24 protein-coding genes are annotated in these 22539 nt (G+C 62.2%); 10 read left to right on the top strand and 14 right to left on the bottom strand.

Annotated elements, in window-relative coordinates; genetic code table 11:
* Position 1: 1 nt before the first annotated feature.
* Positions 2 to 1270 (bottom strand): DUF3754 domain-containing protein, encoded by a 1269-nt coding sequence (locus EPJ54_RS17845; protein ID WP_135213101.1) that lies wholly within the window; start codon positions 1268 to 1270, stop codon positions 2 to 4.
* Between the two features lie 107 nt (positions 1271 to 1377).
* Here EPJ54_RS17845 and EPJ54_RS17850 point away from each other — a divergent pair, with 107 nt between their 5' ends.
* The gene (locus EPJ54_RS17850) at positions 1378 to 2253 is read left to right on the top strand and encodes a C13 family peptidase (RefSeq protein ID WP_135213102.1); all 876 of its coding nucleotides are present in this window, start codon (positions 1378 to 1380) and stop codon (positions 2251 to 2253) included.
* Here the strand turns inward: EPJ54_RS17850 and EPJ54_RS17855 are convergent.
* From EPJ54_RS17855 to EPJ54_RS17865, 3 genes are all read right to left on the bottom strand, one after another.
* Positions 2250 to 2744 (bottom strand): Lrp/AsnC family transcriptional regulator, encoded by a 495-nt coding sequence (locus tag EPJ54_RS17855; protein WP_135213103.1) that lies wholly within the window; start codon positions 2742 to 2744, stop codon positions 2250 to 2252. The genes EPJ54_RS17850 and EPJ54_RS17855 overlap by 4 nt on opposite strands.
* Positions 2745 to 2851: 107 nt before the next feature.
* Complete coding sequence (locus EPJ54_RS17860) at positions 2852 to 3463, bottom strand: thioredoxin domain-containing protein (protein ID WP_135213104.1); 612 nt, start codon at positions 3461 to 3463, stop codon at positions 2852 to 2854.
* Between the two features lie 125 nt (positions 3464 to 3588).
* A complete protein-coding gene (locus tag EPJ54_RS17865) occupies positions 3589 to 3840 on the bottom strand; it encodes a hypothetical protein (RefSeq protein ID WP_135213105.1) in 252 nt (83 codons plus the stop codon).
* Positions 3841 to 3998: 158 nt separating this feature from the next.
* Between EPJ54_RS17865 and EPJ54_RS17870 the strand changes: the two genes are divergently transcribed.
* From EPJ54_RS17870 to EPJ54_RS17880, 4 genes are all read left to right on the top strand, one after another.
* Positions 3999 to 5234, top strand: a complete 1236-nt coding sequence (locus tag EPJ54_RS17870) for an MFS transporter (protein WP_135213106.1) — start codon at positions 3999 to 4001, stop codon at positions 5232 to 5234.
* Positions 5235 to 5328: 94 nt separating this feature from the next.
* Positions 5329 to 6813 (top strand): flavin monoamine oxidase family protein, encoded by a 1485-nt coding sequence (locus EPJ54_RS20285; RefSeq protein WP_135213107.1) that lies wholly within the window; start codon positions 5329 to 5331, stop codon positions 6811 to 6813.
* Positions 6810 to 6980, top strand: a complete 171-nt coding sequence (locus EPJ54_RS19945) for a hypothetical protein (RefSeq protein ID WP_167755817.1) — start codon at positions 6810 to 6812, stop codon at positions 6978 to 6980. Before EPJ54_RS20285 ends, EPJ54_RS19945 begins: the two co-directional genes overlap by 4 nt.
* Before the next feature lie 63 nt (positions 6981 to 7043).
* Positions 7044 to 7835, top strand: a complete 792-nt coding sequence (locus tag EPJ54_RS17880; protein ID WP_135213108.1) for an SAM-dependent methyltransferase — start codon at positions 7044 to 7046, stop codon at positions 7833 to 7835.
* A gap of 1 nt (position 7836) precedes the next feature.
* Here the strand turns inward: EPJ54_RS17880 and EPJ54_RS17885 are convergent, their stop codons facing one another.
* Complete coding sequence (locus EPJ54_RS17885) at positions 7837 to 8634, bottom strand: hypothetical protein (RefSeq protein ID WP_135213109.1); 798 nt, start codon at positions 8632 to 8634, stop codon at positions 7837 to 7839.
* A gap of 126 nt (positions 8635 to 8760) precedes the next feature.
* On the opposite strand from EPJ54_RS17885, the gene EPJ54_RS17890 reads away from it, so the two are divergent.
* Both EPJ54_RS17890 and EPJ54_RS17895 read left to right on the top strand, forming a co-directional pair.
* Positions 8761 to 9495 carry a Crp/Fnr family transcriptional regulator gene (locus EPJ54_RS17890; RefSeq protein ID WP_135213110.1) on the top strand — a complete coding sequence of 245 codons (735 nt, stop codon included), beginning with the start codon at positions 8761 to 8763 and terminating at the stop codon, positions 9493 to 9495.
* Between the two features lie 3 nt (positions 9496 to 9498).
* Positions 9499 to 12150 (top strand): AAA family ATPase, encoded by a 2652-nt coding sequence (locus tag EPJ54_RS17895; RefSeq protein ID WP_135213111.1) that lies wholly within the window; start codon positions 9499 to 9501, stop codon positions 12148 to 12150.
* Between the two features lie 2 nt (positions 12151 to 12152).
* Here the strand turns inward: EPJ54_RS17895 and EPJ54_RS17900 are convergent, their stop codons facing one another.
* Positions 12153 to 12557 (bottom strand): helix-turn-helix domain-containing protein, encoded by a 405-nt coding sequence (locus tag EPJ54_RS17900; protein ID WP_135213112.1) that lies wholly within the window; start codon positions 12555 to 12557, stop codon positions 12153 to 12155.
* A gap of 303 nt (positions 12558 to 12860) precedes the next feature.
* Here EPJ54_RS17900 and EPJ54_RS17905 point away from each other — a divergent pair, with 303 nt between their 5' ends.
* On the top strand, positions 12861 to 13604 hold the full coding sequence (locus tag EPJ54_RS17905) for a hypothetical protein (protein ID WP_135213113.1): 744 nt from the start codon (positions 12861 to 12863) through the stop codon (positions 13602 to 13604).
* Positions 13601 to 14311, top strand: a complete 711-nt coding sequence (locus EPJ54_RS17910; protein ID WP_135213114.1) for a hypothetical protein — start codon at positions 13601 to 13603, stop codon at positions 14309 to 14311. The genes EPJ54_RS17905 and EPJ54_RS17910 overlap by 4 nt, the downstream gene beginning before the upstream one ends.
* 85 nt (positions 14312 to 14396) lie before the next feature.
* Here the strand turns inward: EPJ54_RS17910 and EPJ54_RS19950 are convergent, their stop codons facing one another.
* The 5 genes from EPJ54_RS19950 to EPJ54_RS17930 form a co-directional block, all read right to left on the bottom strand.
* Entirely contained in the window at positions 14397 to 14540 is a 144-nt protein-coding gene (locus tag EPJ54_RS19950) for a hypothetical protein (RefSeq protein WP_167755818.1), read from the bottom strand.
* Positions 14541 to 14981: 441 nt separating this feature from the next.
* On the bottom strand, positions 14982 to 15866 hold the full coding sequence (locus tag EPJ54_RS17915; protein WP_135213115.1) for a DUF7146 domain-containing protein: 885 nt from the start codon (positions 15864 to 15866) through the stop codon (positions 14982 to 14984).
* Complete coding sequence (locus tag EPJ54_RS17920) at positions 15853 to 16407, bottom strand: zincin-like metallopeptidase domain-containing protein (protein WP_135213116.1); 555 nt, start codon at positions 16405 to 16407, stop codon at positions 15853 to 15855. Before EPJ54_RS17920 ends, EPJ54_RS17915 begins: the two co-directional genes overlap by 14 nt.
* Before the next feature lie 149 nt (positions 16408 to 16556).
* The gene (locus tag EPJ54_RS17925; protein WP_135213117.1) at positions 16557 to 16868 is read right to left on the bottom strand and encodes a type II toxin-antitoxin system RelE/ParE family toxin; all 312 of its coding nucleotides are present in this window, start codon (positions 16866 to 16868) and stop codon (positions 16557 to 16559) included.
* Positions 16865 to 17143: a type II toxin-antitoxin system ParD family antitoxin gene (locus tag EPJ54_RS17930; protein WP_135213161.1), complete on the bottom strand. Its 279-nt coding sequence runs from the start codon at positions 17141 to 17143 to the stop codon at positions 16865 to 16867. Before EPJ54_RS17930 ends, EPJ54_RS17925 begins: the two co-directional genes overlap by 4 nt.
* A 345-nt stretch (positions 17144 to 17488) precedes the next feature.
* Between EPJ54_RS17930 and EPJ54_RS17935 the strand changes: the two genes are divergently transcribed.
* Positions 17489 to 17776, top strand: a complete 288-nt coding sequence (locus EPJ54_RS17935) for a hypothetical protein (protein WP_135213118.1) — start codon at positions 17489 to 17491, stop codon at positions 17774 to 17776.
* A 188-nt stretch (positions 17777 to 17964) separates the two neighbouring features.
* Here EPJ54_RS17935 and EPJ54_RS17940 read toward each other — a convergent pair whose 3' ends face one another.
* The 3 genes from EPJ54_RS17940 to EPJ54_RS17950 form a co-directional block, all read right to left on the bottom strand.
* Complete coding sequence (locus tag EPJ54_RS17940) at positions 17965 to 19884, bottom strand: alkaline phosphatase D family protein (RefSeq protein WP_239591017.1); 1920 nt, start codon at positions 19882 to 19884, stop codon at positions 17965 to 17967.
* Positions 19885 to 20525: 641 nt separating this feature from the next.
* On the bottom strand, positions 20526 to 21818 hold the full coding sequence (locus tag EPJ54_RS17945; protein ID WP_135213120.1) for an MFS transporter: 1293 nt from the start codon (positions 21816 to 21818) through the stop codon (positions 20526 to 20528).
* Positions 21805 to 22539, bottom strand: a complete 735-nt coding sequence (locus tag EPJ54_RS17950) for a FadR/GntR family transcriptional regulator (RefSeq protein ID WP_135213121.1) — start codon at positions 22537 to 22539, stop codon at positions 21805 to 21807. Before EPJ54_RS17950 ends, EPJ54_RS17945 begins: the two co-directional genes overlap by 14 nt.

The raw sequence follows: 22539 nt of genomic DNA on the forward strand, positions 1-22539 counted from the left end.
CCTAGCGCCGCGCTGAAAAGCTGAAGAGGCCGTCCCATGCTGCATCCACTTTGCGCAGTGCTTCCTCAGGCGCGATCGGCGTATAGGTTTCGCCTTCGCGCGTGACGAGGCCCAGTCGCTCTAACTTGTTTAGCGCGTCGTGGATTTCGAAATCGATTTCGAGGTTGAAGCGCTCGCGCAGATAATCTTCGGCGAAATTGTCGATCTCGCCTTTCGCGAGCGGACGTTGAGCTCGGCGGAGGAGGCCGTAGGCGAGGATCGCTTCCTTGGCGTCCTGATCCTCGCCGGCGCCCACCAGAAGATCGAGTACGCCGGCATTGTTGGCGAGGTTGCGGAAATAGACGGTGTCGGCGAGGCGCTTTTGATAGCGCAACGTCGTCGCTTCATATTTCAGGCGCTGGCGCATGATGAAGGCGCCCACCGCGATCAAGCCGGACATCGCCGCAATCGCGCGCTTCAATTCGTTTTCCTCGATCACGCCTTGCGCGCCGAAATAGGCGGCAATCACAGCGAACAGCACGGTGATCGCTGGCCAAAGATTGAGCAGCACCGGCACGCCCGTCGCCACCGCGGGTGCGGCCAAGAACACTTGATCGCGCGGGCGCATCGAGGGCCGCGCGCCCGGATGCAGTGTCACCAATTCGGGCGACGCCACATTTCGGAAATGCTTCATCAGCGCAGCGCCCGGCCGCACGCCCCTCCGCGTCGCCGCGAACGCTTTACGATCCGTCCGCTCGATCTCGTCACTCGCCTTGAAGCCCACGAGCACCACGACATCGTTCATGACTTGCGTTTCGATCGCATGCTTGCGCAGGCCGAACCAGGATTTCACCTCGATGGTCTCGCTGCGTGCGCCGCGCGCGAAATAGCGGATGCGGCGAATGCCGGCGTGTGACGGCTTGATCGCCAGCCCTGTCAGCCGCTTGGTCGCTTCGCGGGTTTGCACCGTGTCGGGATCGATCTCGACAAAGTTCGCGCGGCCGAGCGCTTCGATGAAAGCGGCTTCGAACGTATCGAACGCGCCGGAGCTGGTGTCGCGCAGCGATGGCGCGGCGTCAGGGTCGAGCGGAAAATAGAGCGCCTTCAATTCGTCGAGGTGCTCGTGCGATTCGTGGTGCAGGTATGCGCCGAGCAGACGGAACAGGTCTGGTAAAACAGCGGAATCGCCCGCAGGCAAGTCAGGGTCGGCGGCTATCGCTTCGGCCAATTGGCCCTTGCGCGCGGCGATGAAGCCGTCCCGGCGGCTCGATGGATTGGTCCCCTCGTACATGCGCCCAGTGCTAGCCCAGCGGGCGCCGCCGCGCTATCCGGCTGGTCGGGATTGCGGGGAAGCGCCGGATGCGGAATGCTCGCCCGGTTCGCGAAGGGAGCTGATGCATGGCCCGTTTCTGGATGTTGATTGCTGCGGTCTTGGCGCTTTCGGCGCCGGCTTATGCACAGCAGCAGCGCGATCCGTTCAACGGGCAGTTTGGCGTCATCGAGCTCGCGGCGCCGCCGGCGGAAGCCGCGCGTCTGGCCAAGCTCATGGGCGATTCCCTGAATGGCCTCGCGGCGCAGCGTCCGGGCCAGCTCGATGTGTACATGATCAGCGCCGGCTTCTGGAGCGACGCGGTCTTCGAGCGCGAGACGACGCAAGCGGCGGAAATTCTTGGCGCGCATTTCGGTGAAGCGGCGCAGGGGCGCTCCATCGTCTTGAGCGCGGGCGGACAGGGCGCGCGCAATTATCCGGCCGCGACCCCGGACAATTTCTCCGCCGCGATCGGCCAGATCGGCGCGACCATTGATCCGAATGAAGATCTGGTCGTGTTGTTCCTGACGTCACATGGTTCGCCCGATGGTTCGATCGCGCTCCGCGAACACAATCGCCTTGGCGCCTCGATGCGACCGACGCATTTGCGTGACATGCTCAACGCCGCCGGCATCCGGAATCGCGTGATAATCGTCTCGGCCTGCTTTAGCGGCGCGTTTATTGCGCCTTTGATGGACGACAACACGATCATCCTTACTGCCGCGCAGCACGATCGGTCGTCATTTGGTTGTCAGCCGCAGCGTGATTGGACCTTCTTCGGCGACGCCTTGTTCAGCCACAATCTGCGCAATGGCGAGTCGCTTCTCGAAGCGTTTGATCGCGCCAAGGTGCTGATTGAGCGTTGGGAGCGCGAGCAGCGTCTGACGCCAGCCTCGAACCCGCAACGCCATGTCGGTGCGCGCGCTGCTGATATGCTGCGCCGCGCGGAACGCGCCGCGCGCTAACCTTCTTTCAGATCGCCGAGCACAAGCTCAAGCGGCGCCGCCGTCGTACGCTTTGAGACACGCATGACGATGCGTGATTGCACGTCTGAGACCAAGCCAAGCGCCAGCATCTTGTCGCGCAGGAAATCATCATACGCGTGCATGTCGCGCGTCACGATCCGCATCATGTAATCGACGGCGCCGGTGACGGTGGCGCAATCGACCACCTCCGGCCATTCCTTCACGGCGTTCTCGAACTTTTCGAGGTTCTCGCGCGAGGGCAATTGCAGCTTCACCGAGGCCATGACCTCGAAGTTGAAACCGAGCTTTTCTTGATCGAGCAGGGTGACCTGCTTCTGGATCACCCCGGCCTTTTTCAGCCGCTCGATCCTCCGCCATGCCGGCGACGATGAAAGGCCAACTTTTTCAGCGATTTCTGCGATGGATAGGCTGGCGTCCCGCTGCAGCAAATCCAGGATGCGGGCATCGACCGCGTCCAACTCTTCGGACAATGTTTCCTCCCGCAGCCTTGCGCTGGGATAATTGACCCCAAGAATGGAGGCGATTTTGCCCTCAAGCAAGCCAATACCTGCCCTTGGAGGAAACGATTTTGCCGATTTTAGCCGGCGGCGTCCAAAATGGCGGCCATCCCATCCGGGGTGAGGAAGGTGGGGTCGGCTAGGTGCTGGTCGTTCAGGTAGAAGGTCGGGGTCGAGTTCACGCCGCGCGCTGAGGCCTCCTGGATCGATCGGCCCACGCGCGCGGCGCCCGCCTGGTCGGTGATCGAGGCCCAGATCTGCTCGTTGCTAAGGCCCCATTCCGCACCGACGGCAAACAGCGCGTCGCGCACGCCAGCCATCGAGCCGCTGGAGAGGATGGCGCGCTGGCGCTCGAACAGGATGCCGAGGCGGCGATAATATTCGGCAGCGTCCGCGCCATTGCAGCGCGCGACCTGAAACATCGCGACGGCCACGGGCGGCGGCGGCGTCACCATTTCGCGCAGCGTGTAACGCACGCGGCCAGTGTCGATGTAGCCGCTCTTCAACCGCGCCCAATTGGTCTCATGGAAATGCGCGCAATGGGGGCAGGTGGCCGAAGCGTACTCGACCAGATGTAGCGGCGCGTTCGCCGCGCCCAATGTGAACATCTCGTCCGAATTCTGCGCCCACGCCGCGCCTGCTGTAAGCGCCAGTGCGCCTGCGCCAATCGTAAAGGTACGCCGATCTAGCATGCTTTCCCTCCCGAACGCGCTGCATGCGCGTCGATTGTGGCGCCACCGGGGAAAGGAATGGTGGTGGGGGGGGAGAATTGAACTCCCGACCTCGGCGTTATGAAGCGCCAGCTTAGCCGGCGCAATCAACAGCTCGAGATCTGCGTTTCTTCAGCCATCAAGCGCAATGCGCTGATCTCAGCTTCCGCCAGCGCATCAGTGAGCTCTAAAAACGTGAGTGAATCGCGCTGGACCAAGAGATCCGCGGCCGCCTGCGCCGCGCGCACCAGACCCACCACACCGACCAGAGTTTCCCGTGAGTGAGGGGGGTGAGACATCAACTCAGCGCCGATTTCGATCGGCGCTGAAACGTGGGTGGAGGCGGGCGTGTCGGTCATGGCGAATTTCTGAGCGGCGGCCCGAGCAAGTGGACCATCGCGACTAGAAAACACCTCGTCCGGGCTTTCCATGTGCGATATTTAACATTGCGGTATGTTGAGGCCGTTCGAGGACCTCAAGGCTGGCGAGGGCGGCCGCAATCAAGTTTGGGCGGGGCATGAATCACATCGAGGCGCAGGCTGGAGCAGGGCGGCTGCGGCAGATCGGGATACTTGTTGGGGCCACCTTGGGCTGGGGCGGCGGGGTCGCGATGTTTGTGCTGTTGGGCGGGCTCTTCATCGCGCCGCTTGAGGCGGCCTTTCTATGGCGACGCGGCGACATCGCGCTTTCGAGTTTTATTCTCTTGGGCATGGGATTGATGGCGCCGCTCATTGGCGTCGCGGCCGATCGGATCGGCGCTCATATTTTTGTGGGCGTAGGCGCAATCGGATTTGCCTGCGCTTATGTCGCCCTGGCTACCATGAACGGCGAGCTTTGGCGCTATCTCGCCATCCTTGGCTTTGTCGCCTTGATTGCAGCGCCAGCGACATCGCCGCTCATCTATTCCAGGGTCGTGGTGGCCCATTTCACCAAGACGCGAGGGCTTGCGCTGTCGATTTGCCTCAGCGGCTCGACGGCTTTGGCGGCTTTGATGCTGCCGCTTACCCAATACGTGATTGCGAGCTTTGGCTGGCGCGCGGGCTATTACATGCTTGCAGGACTTGCGTTGATGATCGGCGCCATCAGCTTTGTGCTCTTGCGCAAGGCCGCGCCGCCGCGCCAAACCGAAGCCTCCTCTGGCGCGTCGAAATGGGGCGCTCTAGCGCGCGCCTTGGGCGACGCCCGCTTTTGGTTGCTTGCGCTCTGCTTTGCATCGGGCGGGTGTGCGTTGGTGGGGGTAAGCGCGCACACGCAACCTTTCCTCACCGAGAGCGGCTTTGATCCCATGCGCGCCGCCTGGCTCGGCAGCCTGCTGGGCGTGGTGATGATCGTTGCGCGCGTGACGGTGGGAGCCTTGCTCGATGTCATGGAGCCGGGCTGGCTTGGGCTTACGGCGTTTCTGGCGGCTGTGTTGGGATGCCTTGGGTTGGCTTGGCCCCAAGCGCCAGCATTGGCGATCATCGTTGCGCTTGCGCTGATCGCTTGCGCGCAGAGTGCTGAAAGCGACTTCCTTGGGTTTTTCACCGCACGCTATTTTGGCGTGGCGCATTTCGGCGTGATCTCAGGCGCGCTCAGTCTGATCTTTGCTGTGTTCGTGGCATTGGGCGGCGTTATTGCTGGGCGCATGCACGACACCTTTGGCGATTATCGCGCCTTCTTCTATCTCGCCGCGATCCTTTGTTCGCTGGCGGGCGTCGCGTTGTTTGCGAGCGCGCGACTTAAGGCGCCCGAGGTGCGCAACAGCGGCCAATAGGGTGCGTCATCGCCCGCACTAATGCGAGTGTCGGCATGCATGTCTTGGCCGCACACCTGATGCATTGGCGTCTTCTCTTCAACGGAGACACCTTATGCGCGTCGATCGCAATCAATCCATCGCCATCATCGGCGCCGGCGTAAGCGGGCTCTATCTCGCCTATCGTCTGCAAGAGGCGGGCTTTCAGAATGTGCGTGTGTTTGAGGCGCGCGCACGCGTCGGCGGGCGCATGCATGATCGTCAAATCGGTGTGCTCGGAGCCGAGGTCGCGTTGGGCGCGCTAAGTTTCAGCGACGCCCACCCACATGTCAGTGGGCTTTGCGCGCATTTGGGCTTGAAGCGCCATGAGCTCGCGTTCGTGCGCGCGGGCTTTGCCTTGCGCGGCGCACGTTCCGACGGCGCCGATCAGGCAGTTGTGCGTTCACGCTACGGTCTTGGGGACGAAGGCGCCGTCGGCGACGCCTATGCTCTTCTACTCACATTGGTCGGCGTGGTCGCGCCCGACTTTGCGCGATACTGGCGCGATGACGATGCGCTCCTCCGGTACCTGCAAAATTGTGTCGTCGATGGCCGTGCATTGTCGCAATGGGGCTTTTGGCCATTGGTTGCGGCCAAGCTTCCTCCAGAGGCTTGCGCCTTTGTGCGCGATTGCCTTGGGCTTCGCTCTTGTGTCGCCGCCACCCAAGCGGCGGGCGCGATTTTTACCTTGCTGTGGGAGATGCGACCCGGACAAACGCATTTTGCCTTGACGGGCGGGTTTTCAGCGCTTGGCGCACGTCTGTACGCTGAGACCGCGGCCGGCGATGTCTATCATTTTTCGAGCACGCTTGAGCGCGTCACGACGCACGGGACGGGCTTTCAACTGACGATCCGTCGTGATTGCGGGGCGCGCGAAGTGTTCGACGCCGAAATCGTCATCCTCACATGCCCGCCAGCTGCGCTGAAGGCGCTTGAGTTTGACGATCAAGTATTCGCCTCTCATGTGGCGTCGGCGTGCGCAGATGTCGCCGCCATCGAGGCAAGCAAGCTTGTTTTACTGTTTGAGCAGTCATCGCGTTCGGACGCAGGCGCGGCGCGGGTCATCCACACATTCTCTGCGGACGCGCCGCTCGCGCTGGTCTTGAGTGAAGCCAACCCATCGGGCGCACAATTATTCACGATTTTTGCCGACGGGGAGAACGCGCACTTTTGGGCGAGCTTTGCGGGCGCCAGCGACGCCCCGGCCAGTCCAGAGGCGATCGTTGCAGCGCAGCGAGAGCTCGAGTGGGCTCTCGGCCAGAGGCTCGGCGCGCCTGTCGCCTCCTGGTGGATTGAGTGGTCGCGTAGAGGTGAAGGTGCTGCCTGGCACGCCTGGTCGGTCGGCGCCGACGCGGCGACGACGCGGGTGCGCATCATGCGTCCTGATCCCGATAAAGCGCTCTTCATTTGCGGCGAGGCGTTTGCGGCCCCGCAAGGCTGGGTGGAAGGCGCATTGAGTTCCGCCGAAATGGTTCTCGAACGGCATTTCGGCATGACGCGGCCGCATTGGCTGCGTGAACACACCACGTTCGAGATTTCACGAGAAAGGAATATCTCATGACAAGCCCCCACATCATGGCGATGGACCCGTTTGCGCGCGCCGCCCATTTGCGCCGAGTCGGTGCGGCGCGGCGCGTACGCTCTGCTGATGCGCTGCCAGCGCCTAAGATTGTGCACGCTGGCGCGCCTCAGCCGAAGATCGTGCACGCGCTGATCACGCACGTCTAAAGCCCCTCGGCGTCGGCCCTCACTGGGTCGGCGCCGCCCCCTTTCTTCAATGAGGCAAACGGAATGACGCAAGAAGGTTGTCTGATTATCGCGGGGCTTGGCCTGCATCCGGGCCAATGCACGTTGGAAGCGCGCGCCGCGCTTATCGCTGCCGACATTGTATTCGTGCAAGCGGGCGAGGCTGACATGCTGGCTTGGGTGCGCGAGCTCAATGGCCGAACCCTCTCGCTTCAAGATTTCTATGCCGGTCGCGCCACACGGCTTGACGCTTATGCGGCCATGGCTGAGGCCATGCTGGCGCCGGTGCGGCGGGGCTTACGGGTTTGTGCGGCGTTTTACGGCCATCCCGGGGTGTTTGTGTCGCCCTCTCATATTGCGTGTGGACGCGCTGCTGAAGAGGGGCTCCTCGTGGTGATGTTGCCAGGCGTGTCGGCCGAAGATTGTCTCTTCGCTGATCTTGGCGTCGATCCAGGCCAGAGCGGGCTGCAATCTTACGAGGCGCGCGACTTCTTCGTGCACGCGCGCCAGATCGACGCCACCGCGCCGCTCGTGCTTTGGCAACCCATTGTGGTCGATGAGGCGGCGCTGTCGGGTTTTAACTCTCGCCTTGGCGCCATCCGCGCCTTGGCGGCGGCCCTCATGGAGATCTATCCGCCAAGCCACGAAATTATACTTTATGAGGCGGCTGTGCGTATGGACGAGTCCGCGCGTATCGAGAAGCTTACGCTTGCGAATTTGGAGCGCGCCCAGTTTGCCCAAGAAACGACGCTCTATGTGCCGGCGCTGCGTGGTCCTGCATTGTCAACTTCCCGCGCCCGTTTGATGAAGCGCCTGCTCGCTGAGGACAATTGCTGACCTACGATCCGAACACTGCGCCAAGTTCGCGGGCGGCGAGAATGGCGCTCGCCAGATGCAATTCGGCTGCGTCCAATTCCATCATGCCACGCCACAGCGCGCGCATATCGTCTTCGCGATCGACAATGATGATGAGGCCATGGGTCCCAGCGGCAAGCACGGCGACGGGGTAGGGCTGGGCGCCGTCGCGCAGTCGCGTCAGCGCAGGCCGGGCGCCATCGCCTGAATTGAATGCACGATCCATACAATCGGCGATGCTTTGCGCGTCGCGGTCTTCAGCAAAGGTAAGACGCTCGCGATCGGACCACAGACTCAAGCGTCGGTCCAACAAGGTTCGTGCGCGCGCATTGGCCGATTTGATCTCCAGGTTACGGTCCACGAGCAGCGCCGCGAAGGGCAGCGCGTCCAACATCATGAACGGGTAGGTGAGCGCTGCGATCCGGTCGCGCTCCTGTTGCAGCGCGAGGGCGGCGAAGGGCGCGAGCGCGTCAAAAGCCGCAGAGCTTACGCGCGTTGACCAGGCGATGAGGAAGCTGCGCTCAAGCCCGCCAAGCGGGTGGAGACGGAGCTTGGGGTGCTGTTGCAGGGGGCCTGACATGGCGTCATGGAAAGCTTGGGCCAGCGCGTCAGCGCTTGGCCCCGCACAGGCGATGCGCCATTGATCTTGCCCCTCAGTGTAGGCGATTGCCAAAGCCTCGGCCTGGATTGCGCAGCGGCAGGATTCCAGCGCCTCCAATACGTGTCGCACCGGCTTATCCTGGCGCAAGCTGAAGGGCGCATGGGTGACGAGGGCATTCATGAGCGTGCGCCTGCTTTGTCAAACACTGATCCAGTGTCTGGCGCAGGGCGCTCAGGCTCGCCATGTGCGATATTACACATTATAACCGACGCAATCTGCGACGTTCGCGACGAAGGGGTATGACGCGTGAGCCGGCGTGTGCGTTTCCAAGCGCAAGAGAGCGCGCGCCGGCTGGGTGCAATCGGCGTGTTTTCAGCGCTCGATGCCGACGCGATTGCGGTGATCGCCAGCGAGATTGTATGGAGCGCCTTCGAGCCTGGGGCGCAAATTCTTTCTCATCTCGACCAATCGCGAGAATTCTACATCTTGAGTGAAGGCGAGCTTGAGGCGCGGCTTGATAGCCCCATTGGGCGCGGCGTGCGTGTGCGGCGTTTGCAGGCTGGCGCGCATTTTGGCGAGTTGGCGCCGCTTACGGGCGCTCGGCGCAGCGTGACATTGGTGGCGACCGGCGATGTTGTTGTCGGCGCGCTTGGCGAAACGATTTTCCAGCGCCTGCTGCAGACCCAAGCAGGGTTCGCCGCCGCCCTCGCTGTTGATCTGGCGCGCAGCGTCGTTCATCTCACCGAACGGGTCTATGAGTTGGCCGCGCTTGAAATGCGCTTTCGCCTTTATGGTCAATTGTTGCGTTTGGCGGTGCGCACCGGCCTGAATGCAGCAACTATTGCCCCGGCGCCCACCCACGCGGAGTTCGCCGAAATGATCGGGGCCCGACGCGAGGCTGTAACGCTTGAATTAAACTATCTTGAACGCGAGGGGGTGCTCCTGATCGAGCGCGCCGGCATTCTCATCGTCGACATGGCGCGTCTGACCGACATGTTCGCCAAGCGCGCGGGATCGTCGCCGCAGACCGGTTTTGAGTAACCTGTGCAACGCGGATACCTCTTCTCCGACATCGACGGCAGCACGCAAAAATGGGAGCGCGCTGGATTTGCGATGCAGGCCGCCATGCGTCGCCACGACGCCATTTTTGCGGAATTGATCGCCGCCCATGGCGGGTTCATTCATGACCATGTCGGCGACAGCGTTTTCGCCATCTTCGAGACGGGAGATCCCCTAGCGTGCGCGCTCGATCTGCAACTGGCTTTCGCACGTGAAGCGTGGCCATTGACTGAAGGCTTGCGCGTGCGTGTGGGCGTGCATGCGAGCGCCTCGGCGACGTCAGAGGGGGCGGGGGCGATTGCCGAGCGCATCGCGGCCAATCGTGTGGCGCGTATCGCCGATTGCGCCGCGGGTGGTCAGATCGTGGCGAGTGTCGAAGCGGTGAGCGCCTATGGCGCGCCGGCGCACACGCGCTTCGTCGACCTCGGTGCGGTCTTGTTGAAGGGCGTGGAAGCGCCCGTGCAAATCTTTGGCCTTGATCACGAGGCTTTGCGGGGCGCTCCTTTCACGCGCGTGCGCCGCCAAGCGGCGGCGCACGCGAATTTGCCAAAACCCATGGCGCCATTGCTCGGGCGCGCGCAAGAATTGGCGCGATTAGCAGAACTTATCGCAGCGCCCGAGGGGGGGCGCATTATCAATGTGGTGGGACCAGCGGGCGTCGGCAAAACCCGTTTGGTGCAAGAAGCGGCCTATCAGTTCAGCCAGACCCAACCCGTCTTATATCTACCGCTTGCATCGCTGCACGACGGGGAAGATCTGATCGGGGCGCTCGCGCGTGCGCTGAATCTTCCAGCGTTAGGCGCCGCCTTGACCGCGGAGGCGATTAGCGAGGCCCTGCGGGTTCGGCCCCGACTTCTGGTGCTCGACAACGTTGAGCGCGCAAGCCCTGACGCCTTGACTGCGTTCGGCGAGTTCCTTGCGACGCACCGTCACGTCCATGCAGTTTGCGCCAGCCGCTGGCCCTTGGAAATTGCCCATACGCGCTTGCGTGTGAAAGGACTCGCCGCCCCTGGGCCGGGAAGGGAGGCGCTGGCCGAGAACGCCGCCTATGGCTTGTTCGCGCGCGAAGCCGCACACGCCGGCGCAAGCCTTGAAGCTGACGACCGAACGGCGTCTTTGTTCGCCCGATTATGCGACGCGCTTGGCGGTCTGCCGTTGGCGCTGCAACTGAGCGCAGCGTGGTTGCGTTATTTGCCATTGGATGCGGTGGTGGAGCGCTTGGCGCAGCATCGGGGCGAATTTGGCTTTATCTTCGCAGACACTTGGGCGGCTCTGTCGCCTGATGTGCGCGACAAAATCGGCCGTCTCTCAATCTTTCGCACCGCTTTCTCCGCCGCGGCGGCCGCCGAAGTGGCGGGCGTCGAACTTGGCGAATTGATCAAGTTTGAGGAAAGCGGATTGGTGGAGAGGGCGGCGGAGCGCTGTTTCATCTTGCATCCGCTCTTGGCTGAAATGGCCGAGGCGAAGACGGCGAATTTCGATACCGCCCAAGCCCATGCGGAATATTTTCTCTCAGCGCCCATGCTGGCGCCGCGCCCGCGTGGGGAAGGACATGTGCCGATTGCAGAGGTGGAAGCAGCGTGGATGTTGGCGCGTCGCTTTTGGCCGGAGCCGAAATTGCAAGCGGCCGGCGAGCGACTCTTCTATTGGTGCGCCTTTGCAGGCCTCTTCAAAGAAGGCGCTTCATTGTTCGCGGCGCGAGACGCCGAGGGCGAATTGGGTTTCTACATATCCGCTTTGCGCGCCAATTGTTTGGTGCACGCCCATGAGGGAGAGGCCGCTCAAAAGCTGGCGGCCGCGGCGAGCGCCAGTTCTGACGCCTTGACGCGCGCACACGGATTGCATGCGCTGGGCAATCTAGCGCATGCGCGCGGCGATTTCGATGAAGCGGAAGAGTTTTACGCTGCGGCGCTGCCAATAAGGCGCGATCTTCATGATCGCATCGGCGCGCATTATACAATCATGTCTATGGCCGCGCTCGCTTTGGCGCGTGGGCATGCGGCCGCCGTCGGCCAAATCTTGGTGGACGCGCTTAATGATGCGCATGCCCACCCGGTCGCTATGATCCACACCCACTTCTTTGCCGGCGAGGCCCTCTTGGCCCAAGGTCGCCATAAGCAAGCGGAGATCAACTTTCAGCGCGCGCTTGAACTCGACGCCTTGATTGAACATCCCGCATTCCGCACGCGTCTTTTGCTGCGTATGGGCGCCGTCGCCAATTTGGCCAGAGATCGGGCGCGTGCGCATGCCTTTTTCGATGAGGCGCAGCTTTTGGCTGGGACCCTGGGGGATCGGCGCGGCGGTTGCTATGCAGCTATTGAGCTTGCCCTTGCCGCCCACGTCGCCGGCGACAGTGCGCGTGCGAAAGCAGAATTGTTGACGGCGGTGCGGGTGGCCTTGGAATTGCGCTCAAAGCCTTTGGTGGCGCGCGCATTGTTGGCGCTTTTGCAGGTTGAGATGGAAATTGGCGACGATCAGGCGGCGGAGAGATTGCGCGAGGTTCTGGCTGGCGCGGACTTGGGCGAATTGAGCGCAAGGTTCGCGCAATTGACCAAGACGCCGCCACGCGCGGGCGACGATGGTCGGGGCGGTCAGGTGCTCTTGGAGGAAGGGGCCCGACGGGTGTTGCAGCTTTGACTTTAAGCTTTTGATCGCTTGGCGATTGCGCGTTTGGCGTCGCGGTGCAGGGCGCGTCCAACATTGAGCAGAGTGGCGCGTCCTTCGCCATCGAGACCCGAGAAGATCCGCGTGAGCTCGATCAAGTCGTCGCTGGCGAGCACGCTGGAATCCGCGCGCGCGATCGCTGAAGGCAAAAGCTCGCCGGCCGCTATATCCAAGGCGTCGCTTATATCGACGAGTGTACTCGCGGCTACGCGATTGACGCCCTTCTCGTACTTTTGAACCTGCTGGAAGGTGACCCCGATCGCGGCGGCCAATTGTTCTTGCGACATTTTTCGTTCGCTACGGCGGGCGCGAATCCGCGCGCCCAATTCGATATCGACGCGGGTGGCTGTGCGCGGGCTGGTGGAGGCCGATTTGGCCATGCCGCTCTCTTTCCTGGTCATCGTCGATCTTTGTCATGCGCGCAGGCGTTGAGCAATCCAGGCGGGCCACAAAATGGGTCAGGCTGGCGGCGGTGAACAAGAGCGGCGCCAATCCCAGATCCAGCGCCCCCCGTTCTGCAACACAAGCGCGGCGCCGAAGCGGCGCATAAGGCCCACAAATCACAATTAGACGTCGTCCTGATTTTTCCGGATCGCACATTTTCTAATGGCGCACCGCACACTTTCAGGACCGATTGTCTTTAACCGTCCTGGGGCTGCTTGGATTTGCATGAAGGACGGCTAATGGCGCTCGCTGCGCTTACACATCGCACAAAGACGGGCGCGCCTTATCGGCGTCCGGCTGCGGTTGAAGGGCAAATCCAAGCCGCCCTCGCCGCACAGATGGATGCGGTTTGGCGATTGGAGGGCCGCGATTGGAGCCAATTGGGTCTGGAGGCCCTGGTCTATTTGGCGCGCCAAAGAGCGGTTGCGGGCGATCACGGCGCGTGCGGCCAATTCGTCGAGATGATCCTGGCGCGCTCCTATAAGATAATCGCGCGATGGTCGAAAGGCTTTTCACTCGCAGACGGCGAGGAAATTGAAGCCGCCGTGGTGACACGCCTTGTGGCGCTGCTCTTGGCCGCCGAACCCACCAGCACGGCGGAATTCCTCGAGATCAACGCCGCCCGCGTCATCAAGCAATTGACCCTTCGCGAAGTGTCCAAGCGCCGTGATCGGCCGCGACCGAAGGATTTCGCTCAGAGCCGGGAGGGCGGCGACGCCGCAAGCGACATCGCCGATCCCCATGCTCTTGTCCATGCGCACGAAGAGACAGCGCCCATCCAGTTGCGGCGCGTCTTGAAGGCAATCAAGGATCGCCGTCACCGGGAGGCGTTCATTCTGCACAAATTGCGCGGCTGGCCCGTGCAGAGTGAAAAGGCCGGACAGCCTAATCTCGTGGCGCGCTTCAACATGTCCAAGCGTCAGATTCACGCTTGGATCGCGATCGCGTCCTCACAAGTCAAACACGCGCTCGGAGAAGCATGATGCGATCAGAACGCGACGCCCGATTGGAAGAGCTTCTGCTAGAAGACATTTTGAGCGAAATCGTCATTCTCGACGATGAGCCAACGCCCGCGCGACTCTCTCAATTGTGCCAAGACCATCCCCGTTGGAGAAAGGAATTCTACGAATTTTTCGAAACATGGCGCGAGCAGATGGAGTTCGGCGGCGGCGATGCGCCCGAAGAAACGAGCGAAGAATTAGACAATCGCCGGCAAAGCGTGTGCGCGCGAGGCTTGGCCCAGGCTCTGGCGCTGCTCACCCAAAGACATTGCACGGATCAAGTCGGAGCCGACGGGCCGCTGCGCTTATCGGCAATTTTGCGAAACTTTGGTTTGGATGAAGCGCGCTTTGCGCGCGCTTGCGGACTGGATAGGGCGATCATGAGCAAGCTCGATCGAAGATGCATTCAGCCCGCCGAGGATATTCCGCTCCGATGCTTTGAGCTTATGAGCGAAATCGTGGTGCGAAATGTGGGCGCGGAGCAAAGCGGAGCGCACTCAAAAAAAGCGCTGATACAAATTCTTCAGGGCGCTGTTCGTGGTGCGCCGGTGGACATAGAGCGCGGCGTGCTTGCGTTTTTTAGGCGACGAAGTCCCACGCAGAGTTTTGCCCAAGCCATCGAGAGTTCCAGCCTGAGCGAGGATGAGAAACGCTTGTGGCTGGACGCGAACGTCGCTGACACGGTTTGAGCAGCGCACATCACCTCTCGTGCGACGCGCTCAGCGTTGAGGCGCGGGCGCTTCGGCGTTTGACGCGACTTGATTGGCCGCTTCCTCACAGCCTCGGCGCTAGGCGCTTATGACCGCTCGGCGCTTCAAGCCAGAGCGAGACGATGTCGTGGCTGGCGCCGCCATGTTCGATTCGGCGCGTCTTTGGATCGTTGACGAGAATTCCGGTGAGGATGACTTGGTTTATCATGGGGTAGCTCCTGCTGGCTCTAGGGCGCGCGGGAGATCGCCCGCGACGGCGCTCCCGCGCCCAGCCCAGCAGCGGCGGCGTGCAAGTTCAAAATGGTGGGGCCCGCGCCCGTAGGGTCGCAAAGCGACGCGCGCTCAGCGCGCGCGGGGAAACGATTTTGGACTTGTCGGGACGACGCGGGGCCGGGCGGATTGGCGACGGCGTGGGCGAGATGACGCGCGAGAGGAGTGAGCCGAACCTTAGCGCCCGCTGAAAACTAGGCAGCCTCACCTTAGAGACGCGAGCCGGCGATGATCCAGCATTTCGGGCGGGCGTCGGGCGACGCATCTTGTTCTGCGACGGAGGGTAGGCGGAAATCAGTGCGGGCTCATCAAGCGGATTGCTCGCGCGCTGCGTCAGGCTGTGCTGCATGCGGCGTGGCCCCAACGCGCGCCTAGCCGCTTAAGCGCCGAGCGCGCGAGCCCAATCGTTCCAATCGCCAAAGCCGTCGGGGGCCAAAGCGATTTCGCACGCAATCGCGCCCGCCACGCGTTGCAGCACGCGTGCTGCAACGGCTTTACCGGCAGCGTCTCTGTCAGCCGCGATAATCAATCGGTCGATGACTGGCGGGGGTTCAAACTGGGCCAAATTCTCTGCGCTGAGGAAGGCCCATGCGCCGGCGGCGAGCGCGCGGCGCGCCGACAATGCGGTCTCTAGACCTTCGGCGATCACCAGCGTGTGGCCAGGCGCGTCAATGCGCACATAATGGCCCATCAGGCGCCCGATGGTCCGGCGCGGCGTCGCGACCGGCGCCTTGCCGGCGCCATGCGCCGTCAGCAGCGTGACTTGCACGCCTTGCAGCGCCCCGTCCGCATCGACGAGCGCGCTCATAAGCGCTGGTCGTCGAAGACGATCATCAAGGCTTGTCATACGCGGGTGAAAGCGCAGCACGTCAGGGCCGGGCAATTCGCCCTCGATGGCGCGGGCGCGCAGATAGCGCTCGGCCACCGTGCCGGCGATGGGCTGCGATTCAGCCCAAAGCCGGGTCACGCGCGCCATGCGCTCTTCGTCACGCGGCTCAGAATGGACGCGCACAATCTGTTCGGATGAATCTTCATGCTGATCGCGGTCTTCTTCAAGAAGACCAAGGTCGGCGAGTTCAGCTCGCACGGCGCGCCAATCGTCACGCGGTGAGAAACAATGGATGAGCACGCGGCCATCTTCGGTCTCTAAGAGAGAGACAGAGCGATCCGCGGCCCCATGCCCAGGACCGCGGATCAGGGCTCGGCGTCCGCCGTCCATAAGCTGACCGCCCATGGCGTCGACGATGCGCTTAAGCCGCGACATGGATTTCCTCCGGCGCGGGGCTTTTGTCCACCAGCCAATCGAGGGCGTTCTGCGCTTGCGCTGCAGCAAACAAAAACGCGCGTTTGTCGTGCTCGAGCACTTTCATCCAGCTTTCAATATAGGCGGAATGATCTGCGATGTGACCGGGCGGCATGCCTAAATGCGCGCCCAGAATGGCTGCGCCGATTTCGGCGATCAATTCCTCGACGACGTAAGCTGCACGATCAAAGCGCTTGGAGAGATCGCGGCCGACACGGTGGGGAGCGGCGGTGGCGTGCACGCATTCATGGTTCAAGGTCGCAGCGTAGGCGTCCAAGGAATCGAAGGCGGCGATCGGCGGCATGGCGATCATGTCGCGGCTTGGGATGTAGCAGGCGATGTCGCGCGAGAGGGTGCGCTCGATGTCCAGACGCTGAAACCAGGCCTCATGCGCGCCGGCAGCCGAGGCGGCGTCGAAGATTGGTGCGGGATGAAAGTGCGAGGGCAGTCCCTCGATCTGGTTGGCGTTGAAGACAATGTAGGATTTGAGGAAGCGCGCCATTGTCTCGCCTGGCGCTGGGCCGCGCTGCCCTAGGCCGTATCGGGAATGGAGTTGTCCGTAGTGGATGGCTTTCGGAAATCCGACTTCCGCTTTGCGGCGGGCAAACGCTTAGGACCGTTATTGGGATTTTCCCGACGTCTGCGCCTCGTTTAATCTTCGCGCAAAAGGCTCTCGTAGTCCTGACCGCCGTAGAAAATGCCGAGAACGGTAACTACCTTCGGGAGCGCCGAATAGGCAATCGCGACGCGTCTGCGGAAGAAGGTCATTCTCAGACCTCGTCGGATATCGTCCCGTGCGGCGCCAGCGAGGGGCGTTGCGCCGAGCCTTTCGCAACGCTCAACGATTGCGCCGGTGTAGCTCTCGGCAATGGTTGGAGAAGCGTTGGCCGCGATATATTCGTAAAGCGCGATGATCTGCGCTTCCGCTTCAGGAGAGAAGACGACCTCTTTCGGCCGGCTCATGTTCGTTTGGAGTTGCGCTTGTGAACACGAGCCAGCGACGCCTTAACATCCGCGCTTGAGCGCGCGCGACTGGGATCTGCCTTCATCCGATCATACGTCGCTGCGACTTCGCCACGGAGCCAGTGTTCGATCGCTTTGTCGCGGGCTTGCAATGCTCGAAGACCGTCGCGAATGACCTCACTTTCGCTTGCGTATTCGCCAGTAGCGACCTTGTGAGCGACTTCCTTGGCCATCTCGTTGGGGAGGGTGACGCTTAGCTGCTTTGTGGATCGCATAATGTCCTCGCCAGTAGGATTTAATCCTACTAAGAAAAATGTCAAGTTCGGCCCGATTTCAGCGCTCACGTCCGCTTTGCGGCGCCGCATCGTGGAGGGCTGTTATTGGGATCACGCAGCTCGCGTGGCGCGCTAGCGGGGAGGCGAGGCCACTTTCCTTTCGCGTATGGATGCACTAAACAAACCGCATGACGCGCGCCATCCGGCCCCAGATCGCCAGCATTATTATCGTCCCTGCGGGACGGTGATAGCGCGCGTTATTTTCAACAGCGTTAGATTTACCCACCCGTGCCCAACCAGGCCCGCGGGATCAAATACGCGTGTCTGGCACTCTAGGAGAGCCACATGCGTCACGACACTACGCGCCTAACCCATGAACCCCAGGATCGCGGGGCGCGGCATCACATCATCGATGTGGAATGCGCACCGGACCTCGGCATTGTCGTACGGGTGCTAAATTTGCTCGCGACCGCTCGGGCAAAGGTGACATCGATTGCTTCAGAGGTGGTAGGCGAGCGCATGCGTTTACGCGTCAATGCCCGCGGCATGAATGCGCGCCAGGGCGAAACGCTCAGGTGGCGACTAGAGGTTATGCCGGGCGTGTCGCAGGTCCGCCTAGTGAGCGGTAAGTAGATCAGCGCCGCATCATTCCCAACCACACATGTAGCACCGTGGATCTTCAGGACACTTGTAGTGAAGGTCTGTTGTTGAGAACCATCTCGCTTACTTCTGTTTCTGGGATCCCGCGGTCGACCGACAGTCGCGCCAAGTGGTCATGAGAGGACTGCGGAGCCCATCACTATCTAGCCCAGTTTCGAAGTTCAAATCGAAAGCTCGACGTCCCCCTCAACCACTTCTTGCTGTAACTGCGGCCGCTCACCCCGCGCCCAGTGCGCGACGCGGTGCACGACGCGGTAGCGTAGCGGGCCGCCGTCTACTGTTTCGGCGCGTTCAAACGGCGTCGGAATGCAGACGAACTCAGTCTCCAACGCATCCAGCGAAGCGCGCACGGTGGCGTAACCATATCCGCCATAATCGGCGAATTTGAGGTTCGGCGAGACATCCGGATTTCGCACGGCGCGGGCAGCGGCGACATCGCCAGTCTCCTGAAGCATGAGCGAAGAGCGCACACCGTGTAGGATCGTCATGTTGGTCGCGCACTGCGTTGCGCCATCGGGCATGTCACGGATGTAGAGCGCGCGGTAGGGATGATCTCGGCGCATACCGTTGGCGACCACTTCGGCGTGACCTTGGGCCGTGATCGATCCGGTGATGAATTCCACGCCGACGGGGTCGAAGGGGCGTGGCGGCAATGTCTTGCAAGGATAGCCTGCCCAAAACGAATGCTTGTCGCCGGCGACGATTGCAAAGCCGGTGACGCCTTCTTGGCGGACCATGTCGAAAATCTCGCCATGCTCGACAGCGTAACCTGCGTTGAAAACGGCGTAATCATCGTCGGGCCAACGCTCATTGAGCGGCGCAGGCAAATTCTGCGGATCGGCGCGCAAAGTGAGCGTGCCCAAGGAATGACCCCATATCTTCCACGGTGCGGATGAGGCGCGCAGGCGATCCTTGAACCAGGCGATTTGATCAAGCCCTAAATAGCCGTCCGGCGTGGCGCTGACACACTCGTTTGGAATTTCCTCGGCCCCGAAGCGGATGGTCGCAGGGGGCGCGCCGTTATTGTACTCGCGGCCCTGGTCAATGATGTCGAGCGCCGTTTCTGGCAGCATGTTGGGCGGCATGCTCATTTCGAACCAAGTGTTTTGCGGGTTTGGTCCCGCCTTGTAGGAGCGGTTGTCGGTGAGGATCAGTTCAGCGTTCCGGCCATAGCGAAATGCGCGGTGAATTCGCAGTGCGTGGATGGCTACGAGATTGTTAGGCTCGCGACTGAGGCCGCGCCCGTCAAAATCTGACAATGGCGTGTCCGTCACGGCGGGCGCCTCGAACGCATCGCCCGCGCTTGGTTTGACGACGCGCGCGGGCTGGTATTCGTACCAGGCTTGGCTGGCCGCGACCTTCAGATTTTGCGCCGGCTCTGGCGGATCGTTGAAGATTTGCGACTGGCTTTGGAAGCCATTCCACGAGAATTCATGATTGTCCCACACCGGCACGAACGGCCAACGTGCGCGCGCATCCTGTAAGTCGGGATCTGTGAGATAGGCGCGATAGATGGTTCGATAATCGCCAAGATCGGTCGGGAAGTGAAAGTTGCGCACCTTCTTGCCGTTCGGATATCGGAAAAGCTCGCGAAGGCGACGGCCGCGATCTCGTCCATCTGGTGCATCTTCTGGATATTTTACAATTTCATAGACAAAGTCGCCCAAGTGCAGCACAAAACCGAGTTGCTCAGCGCGCGGACGGCGCACGTCTTCGTAGATCATCCGCCGATAAGCGTTGAGCGCGCCGATGGTCGGGTCCTGGCAACTCACGAACGCAAAGCGCACTGGGCGATCGTCATTCTCCGCTGGCGCGGTGAGCGTGCGGCCGACGCGGCTCATATTTCCCGCCTCGTCGACGAAGCGATACCAATATTCGCGCGCGGGCCGCAGGCCTGCGGCTAGGAAGCGGCAGGTCCAGTCGGTGGCCGCACTCACCTCTACATCGCCACGCGCTACGACTCGGGAGAACGCCTCATCGCTGGCAATCTCGACGACAAGGCGATGCGCGCTCACGCCTTCGTCCGGCTCACGGCGCGTCCACAAGATGACGCTATCGGGCGCCGGGTCGCCTGAAGCCACGCCTTGAGGGTAGAGGGCCCGCCGTTCGACGCGGGGCCCCGACGGGGCGTGCGCGCAGCTTTGGCCGAAAGCAAGCGCAGCGCCCAGAGCGGCCGCCTGCTTCATTAGCGTTCGGCGTGTCGATGCTGCGCCCATTGATCTCTCTCCACATGATCGCGTCTTGTAGGACCTCCCCTCGCGCGCTGAGGAGCAATCGAAGATCGACAGAGCGGAGGGGATAGGCGACCGGTTTCGCCGATCAGCAGACGGCTGGCGTCCGGTTTACGGCGTTCAAGCCGGAAGGGCCCTTATTGGGATTTCGCTCCCCTTCATCACCTGAAGTCGCTGAGGGCAAGCGCGCGCCAGCGATCAAAGCCCGAAGGGTGGAGACGCACGCAGGCGTGCGGCTCCATCGCGGCACGCGACGCAAGCGCGCTCGGCGAGGGCCGAGGCGCCCAAATTCTAGCTACCGCAAATAGCATGAAGGCCAGCAATGTTCGCAGAGGACCCAAGCGATGCGAGGCGCTTCAGTGGGGCGTGCCAGCACCCGCTAAATAGCGAGCGTCTATTCATCAGGCGCTGTCGTCTCAAAGGGGAGCCTTCGGATTCACCGGGGCGCGCTTCATCGGGCGGAAGGCAGACTGCCGAGAGCGCAGCGCCCATTAGCGCGCTTTGATCAGAGCCGTGGCGAAGCCGAGTGTGGCGGCGATGCTGGTGGCTGCGCCGCAATAGGCGAGGCCGTAGCGCAGTGCGTCCGGGCCGCCGATTGCGTCTCCGATCAGTGTCACCATGGTTGGCGCGGCGCCAAAGCCGATGATCGCGCCGACGACGATGAAGGCGCCGAGGCATACGCCGCGGATTTCGTTGGGGACGAGCACGGCGATGGCGGCGGCGGTGACGAGGCCGGTGATCGCACCGCACGTCAGCAGCAAGAGTAGCAGCCAGGCAAAACCTGCTGCATCCGACATCAAGGGAAAGAATGCGCCTGGGATGGACAGTGCGGCGGCGATAACTGCGCCGATCAAGATACCGCCCTTGATTTTGCTCTTGTGCCCGAAGTCGGCGGCAAAGCCGCCAACGAGCGCGCCGATCACGCCTGAACCCAGGATGACGAGGCCCATCCAGCCGCCAAATTGCTCGGGCGTGAGATTGTAATGACGTTCCAGCACGGGTGCTGCCCAAATGCTTGCGGCAGCGTCAGCCATCACCACTGTGACTTGACCAAGAAAGAGCGGTGCAAGCAGGCCGCGCCTTTCCCACAATTCGCGCAAGGCCACGGAGAGCGCGGGGTTGGATTCGCTGATTTCCCGCCGTGTGGGTTCACGCAGTGTCAGCAACAGCAGCGAGAGGACGAGGCTGACGCCAGCAAAAACCAGGAGCACATTGCGCCAAGGCGAAAGGCCTTCGATGAGCGGGGCTGCGTTTGCGTAATAGCCGAGAAGCGCTCCGCCGAAGGCGAAGGCGGCGGCGGCGCCCACCATGTTGCCGAGCGAAAGCAGCATCAGCGAACGGCCGCGTGTCGACGGCGAACTCAGGTCAGCCGCCAGTGAGATTGCAACCGTGAGCGAAGAGAAGGCGCCAATGCCGGCGAGCATGCGCGCCGCGAAAATCTGCCAGAACTCCGTGGCGAAAACGCTAAGCGCAGTGCCGATCGTCCAGAGCATGGCGAGGCTGAAGAGGAGATTGGCGCGATTGCCGCGGTCGGTCATGCGGCCGACAGGGATGGCGAGAAGGCCGATCGGGATGGAAATCGCGAGCCCCTGCAGCAGGCTCATCTGAAAATCGTTGAGGTGCAGGTCGGTGGCGGCGACCTCTTGCACGGGGCTGAACACAGTGCGCATCGCCGAGGCGCTGGCGATGGTGGTTGCGAGCAGAAGCAGCGACGTCAGCACGCGGGTCCGTTTGGCGGGGGCGGTTACGCCGCCATCGGCGACGACGACGTCAATCTGCGCCATTGTTGGCCTCGGCTTTCAAGAGATCGCCGATGGCGTCGTCGAAGTGTAGCGCCATAGCGACCGCCGCGGCGTCCGGATCCCGCTTCAGTATCGCGGCCGCGACGGCGCGGTGGCGATCAATCATCACTTGCCTGCGGCTCTTGGCGATGCGCGTGCTCCACGCCGTCGGCACCGCCACTTCCATCAAGGGTGCAAACGAAGCAACGATCTGGATGAAGAGGGCGTTGTGGCTCGCTTCGGCGATGGTGTTGTGAAACGCGATATCGTGGGCCGTGCGTTTGGCGAGATCGTCTTTGTCAGTGGCCATCGCTTCAGCGAGCGCAACGATGCGTGCGGCTTGGGCGTCCGTGCGTGCTGTCGCGGCGAGGGCGGCGGTGCGCTGTTCAATGGTGCGGCGCACGTCCCATACATCCGGCACCGTGATTTGCGCGGTGGAGACAGCGTGTTGCAATGAGGTGGCGATCACGGACCCATCGAGTGCGCCAACACGAGGCTTTCGACCATTGCCCACATTGATGACCCTGAGCGCTGCGAGCGCGCCGAACGCTTCGCGCATCACCGCGCGGCTGACATCGAGCACTTCCGCGAAATGGCCTTCGCCAGGCAGCGTGTCGCCAACACGCAAACGATGGTCGCGGATGTAGTCAGTGACCGCGTTCATCGCGGATTGAACGAGCGAGTTGCCTTCGCTTGCACGCAAGGATGTGGTGGGGATCGACAT

Source organism: Vitreimonas flagellata, from assembly GCF_004634425.1.
GTDB classification, from domain to species: domain Bacteria; phylum Pseudomonadota; class Alphaproteobacteria; order Caulobacterales; family Aquidulcibacteraceae; genus Vitreimonas; species Vitreimonas flagellata.

What these genes read in the sequence shown, in the direction of transcription:
- EPJ54_RS17845 (WP_135213101.1), bottom strand. Translation starts at nt 1,270, where the DNA reads ATGTACGAGGGGACCAATCCATCGAGCCGCCGGGACGGCTTCATCGCC.
- EPJ54_RS17850 (WP_135213102.1), top strand. Translation starts at nt 1,378, where the DNA reads ATGGCCCGTTTCTGGATGTTGATTGCTGCGGTCTTGGCGCTTTCGGCG.
- EPJ54_RS17860 (WP_135213104.1), bottom strand. Translation starts at nt 3,463, where the DNA reads ATGCTAGATCGGCGTACCTTTACGATTGGCGCAGGCGCACTGGCGCTT.
- EPJ54_RS17865 (WP_135213105.1), bottom strand. Translation starts at nt 3,840, where the DNA reads ATGACCGACACGCCCGCCTCCACCCACGTTTCAGCGCCGATCGAAATC.
- EPJ54_RS17870 (WP_135213106.1), top strand. Translation starts at nt 3,999, where the DNA reads ATGAATCACATCGAGGCGCAGGCTGGAGCAGGGCGGCTGCGGCAGATC.
- EPJ54_RS20285 (WP_135213107.1), top strand. Translation starts at nt 5,329, where the DNA reads ATGCGCGTCGATCGCAATCAATCCATCGCCATCATCGGCGCCGGCGTA.
- EPJ54_RS19945 (WP_167755817.1), top strand. Translation starts at nt 6,810, where the DNA reads ATGACAAGCCCCCACATCATGGCGATGGACCCGTTTGCGCGCGCCGCC.
- EPJ54_RS17880 (WP_135213108.1), top strand. Translation starts at nt 7,044, where the DNA reads ATGACGCAAGAAGGTTGTCTGATTATCGCGGGGCTTGGCCTGCATCCG.
- EPJ54_RS17885 (WP_135213109.1), bottom strand. Translation starts at nt 8,634, where the DNA reads ATGAATGCCCTCGTCACCCATGCGCCCTTCAGCTTGCGCCAGGATAAG.
- EPJ54_RS17900 (WP_135213112.1), bottom strand. Translation starts at nt 12,557, where the DNA reads ATGGCCAAATCGGCCTCCACCAGCCCGCGCACAGCCACCCGCGTCGAT.
- EPJ54_RS17905 (WP_135213113.1), top strand. Translation starts at nt 12,861, where the DNA reads ATGGCGCTCGCTGCGCTTACACATCGCACAAAGACGGGCGCGCCTTAT.
- EPJ54_RS17910 (WP_135213114.1), top strand. Translation starts at nt 13,601, where the DNA reads ATGATGCGATCAGAACGCGACGCCCGATTGGAAGAGCTTCTGCTAGAA.
- EPJ54_RS19950 (WP_167755818.1), bottom strand. Translation starts at nt 14,540, where the DNA reads ATGATAAACCAAGTCATCCTCACCGGAATTCTCGTCAACGATCCAAAG.
- EPJ54_RS17915 (WP_135213115.1), bottom strand. Translation starts at nt 15,866, where the DNA reads ATGTCGCGGCTTAAGCGCATCGTCGACGCCATGGGCGGTCAGCTTATG.
- EPJ54_RS17920 (WP_135213116.1), bottom strand. Translation starts at nt 16,407, where the DNA reads ATGGCGCGCTTCCTCAAATCCTACATTGTCTTCAACGCCAACCAGATC.
- EPJ54_RS17925 (WP_135213117.1), bottom strand. Translation starts at nt 16,868, where the DNA reads ATGAGCCGGCCGAAAGAGGTCGTCTTCTCTCCTGAAGCGGAAGCGCAG.
- EPJ54_RS17930 (WP_135213161.1), bottom strand. Translation starts at nt 17,143, where the DNA reads ATGCGATCCACAAAGCAGCTAAGCGTCACCCTCCCCAACGAGATGGCC.
- EPJ54_RS17935 (WP_135213118.1), top strand. Translation starts at nt 17,489, where the DNA reads ATGCGTCACGACACTACGCGCCTAACCCATGAACCCCAGGATCGCGGG.
- EPJ54_RS17945 (WP_135213120.1), bottom strand. Translation starts at nt 21,818, where the DNA reads ATGGCGCAGATTGACGTCGTCGTCGCCGATGGCGGCGTAACCGCCCCC.
- EPJ54_RS17950 (WP_135213121.1), bottom strand. Translation starts at nt 22,539, where the DNA reads ATGTCGATCCCCACCACATCCTTGCGTGCAAGCGAAGGCAACTCGCTC.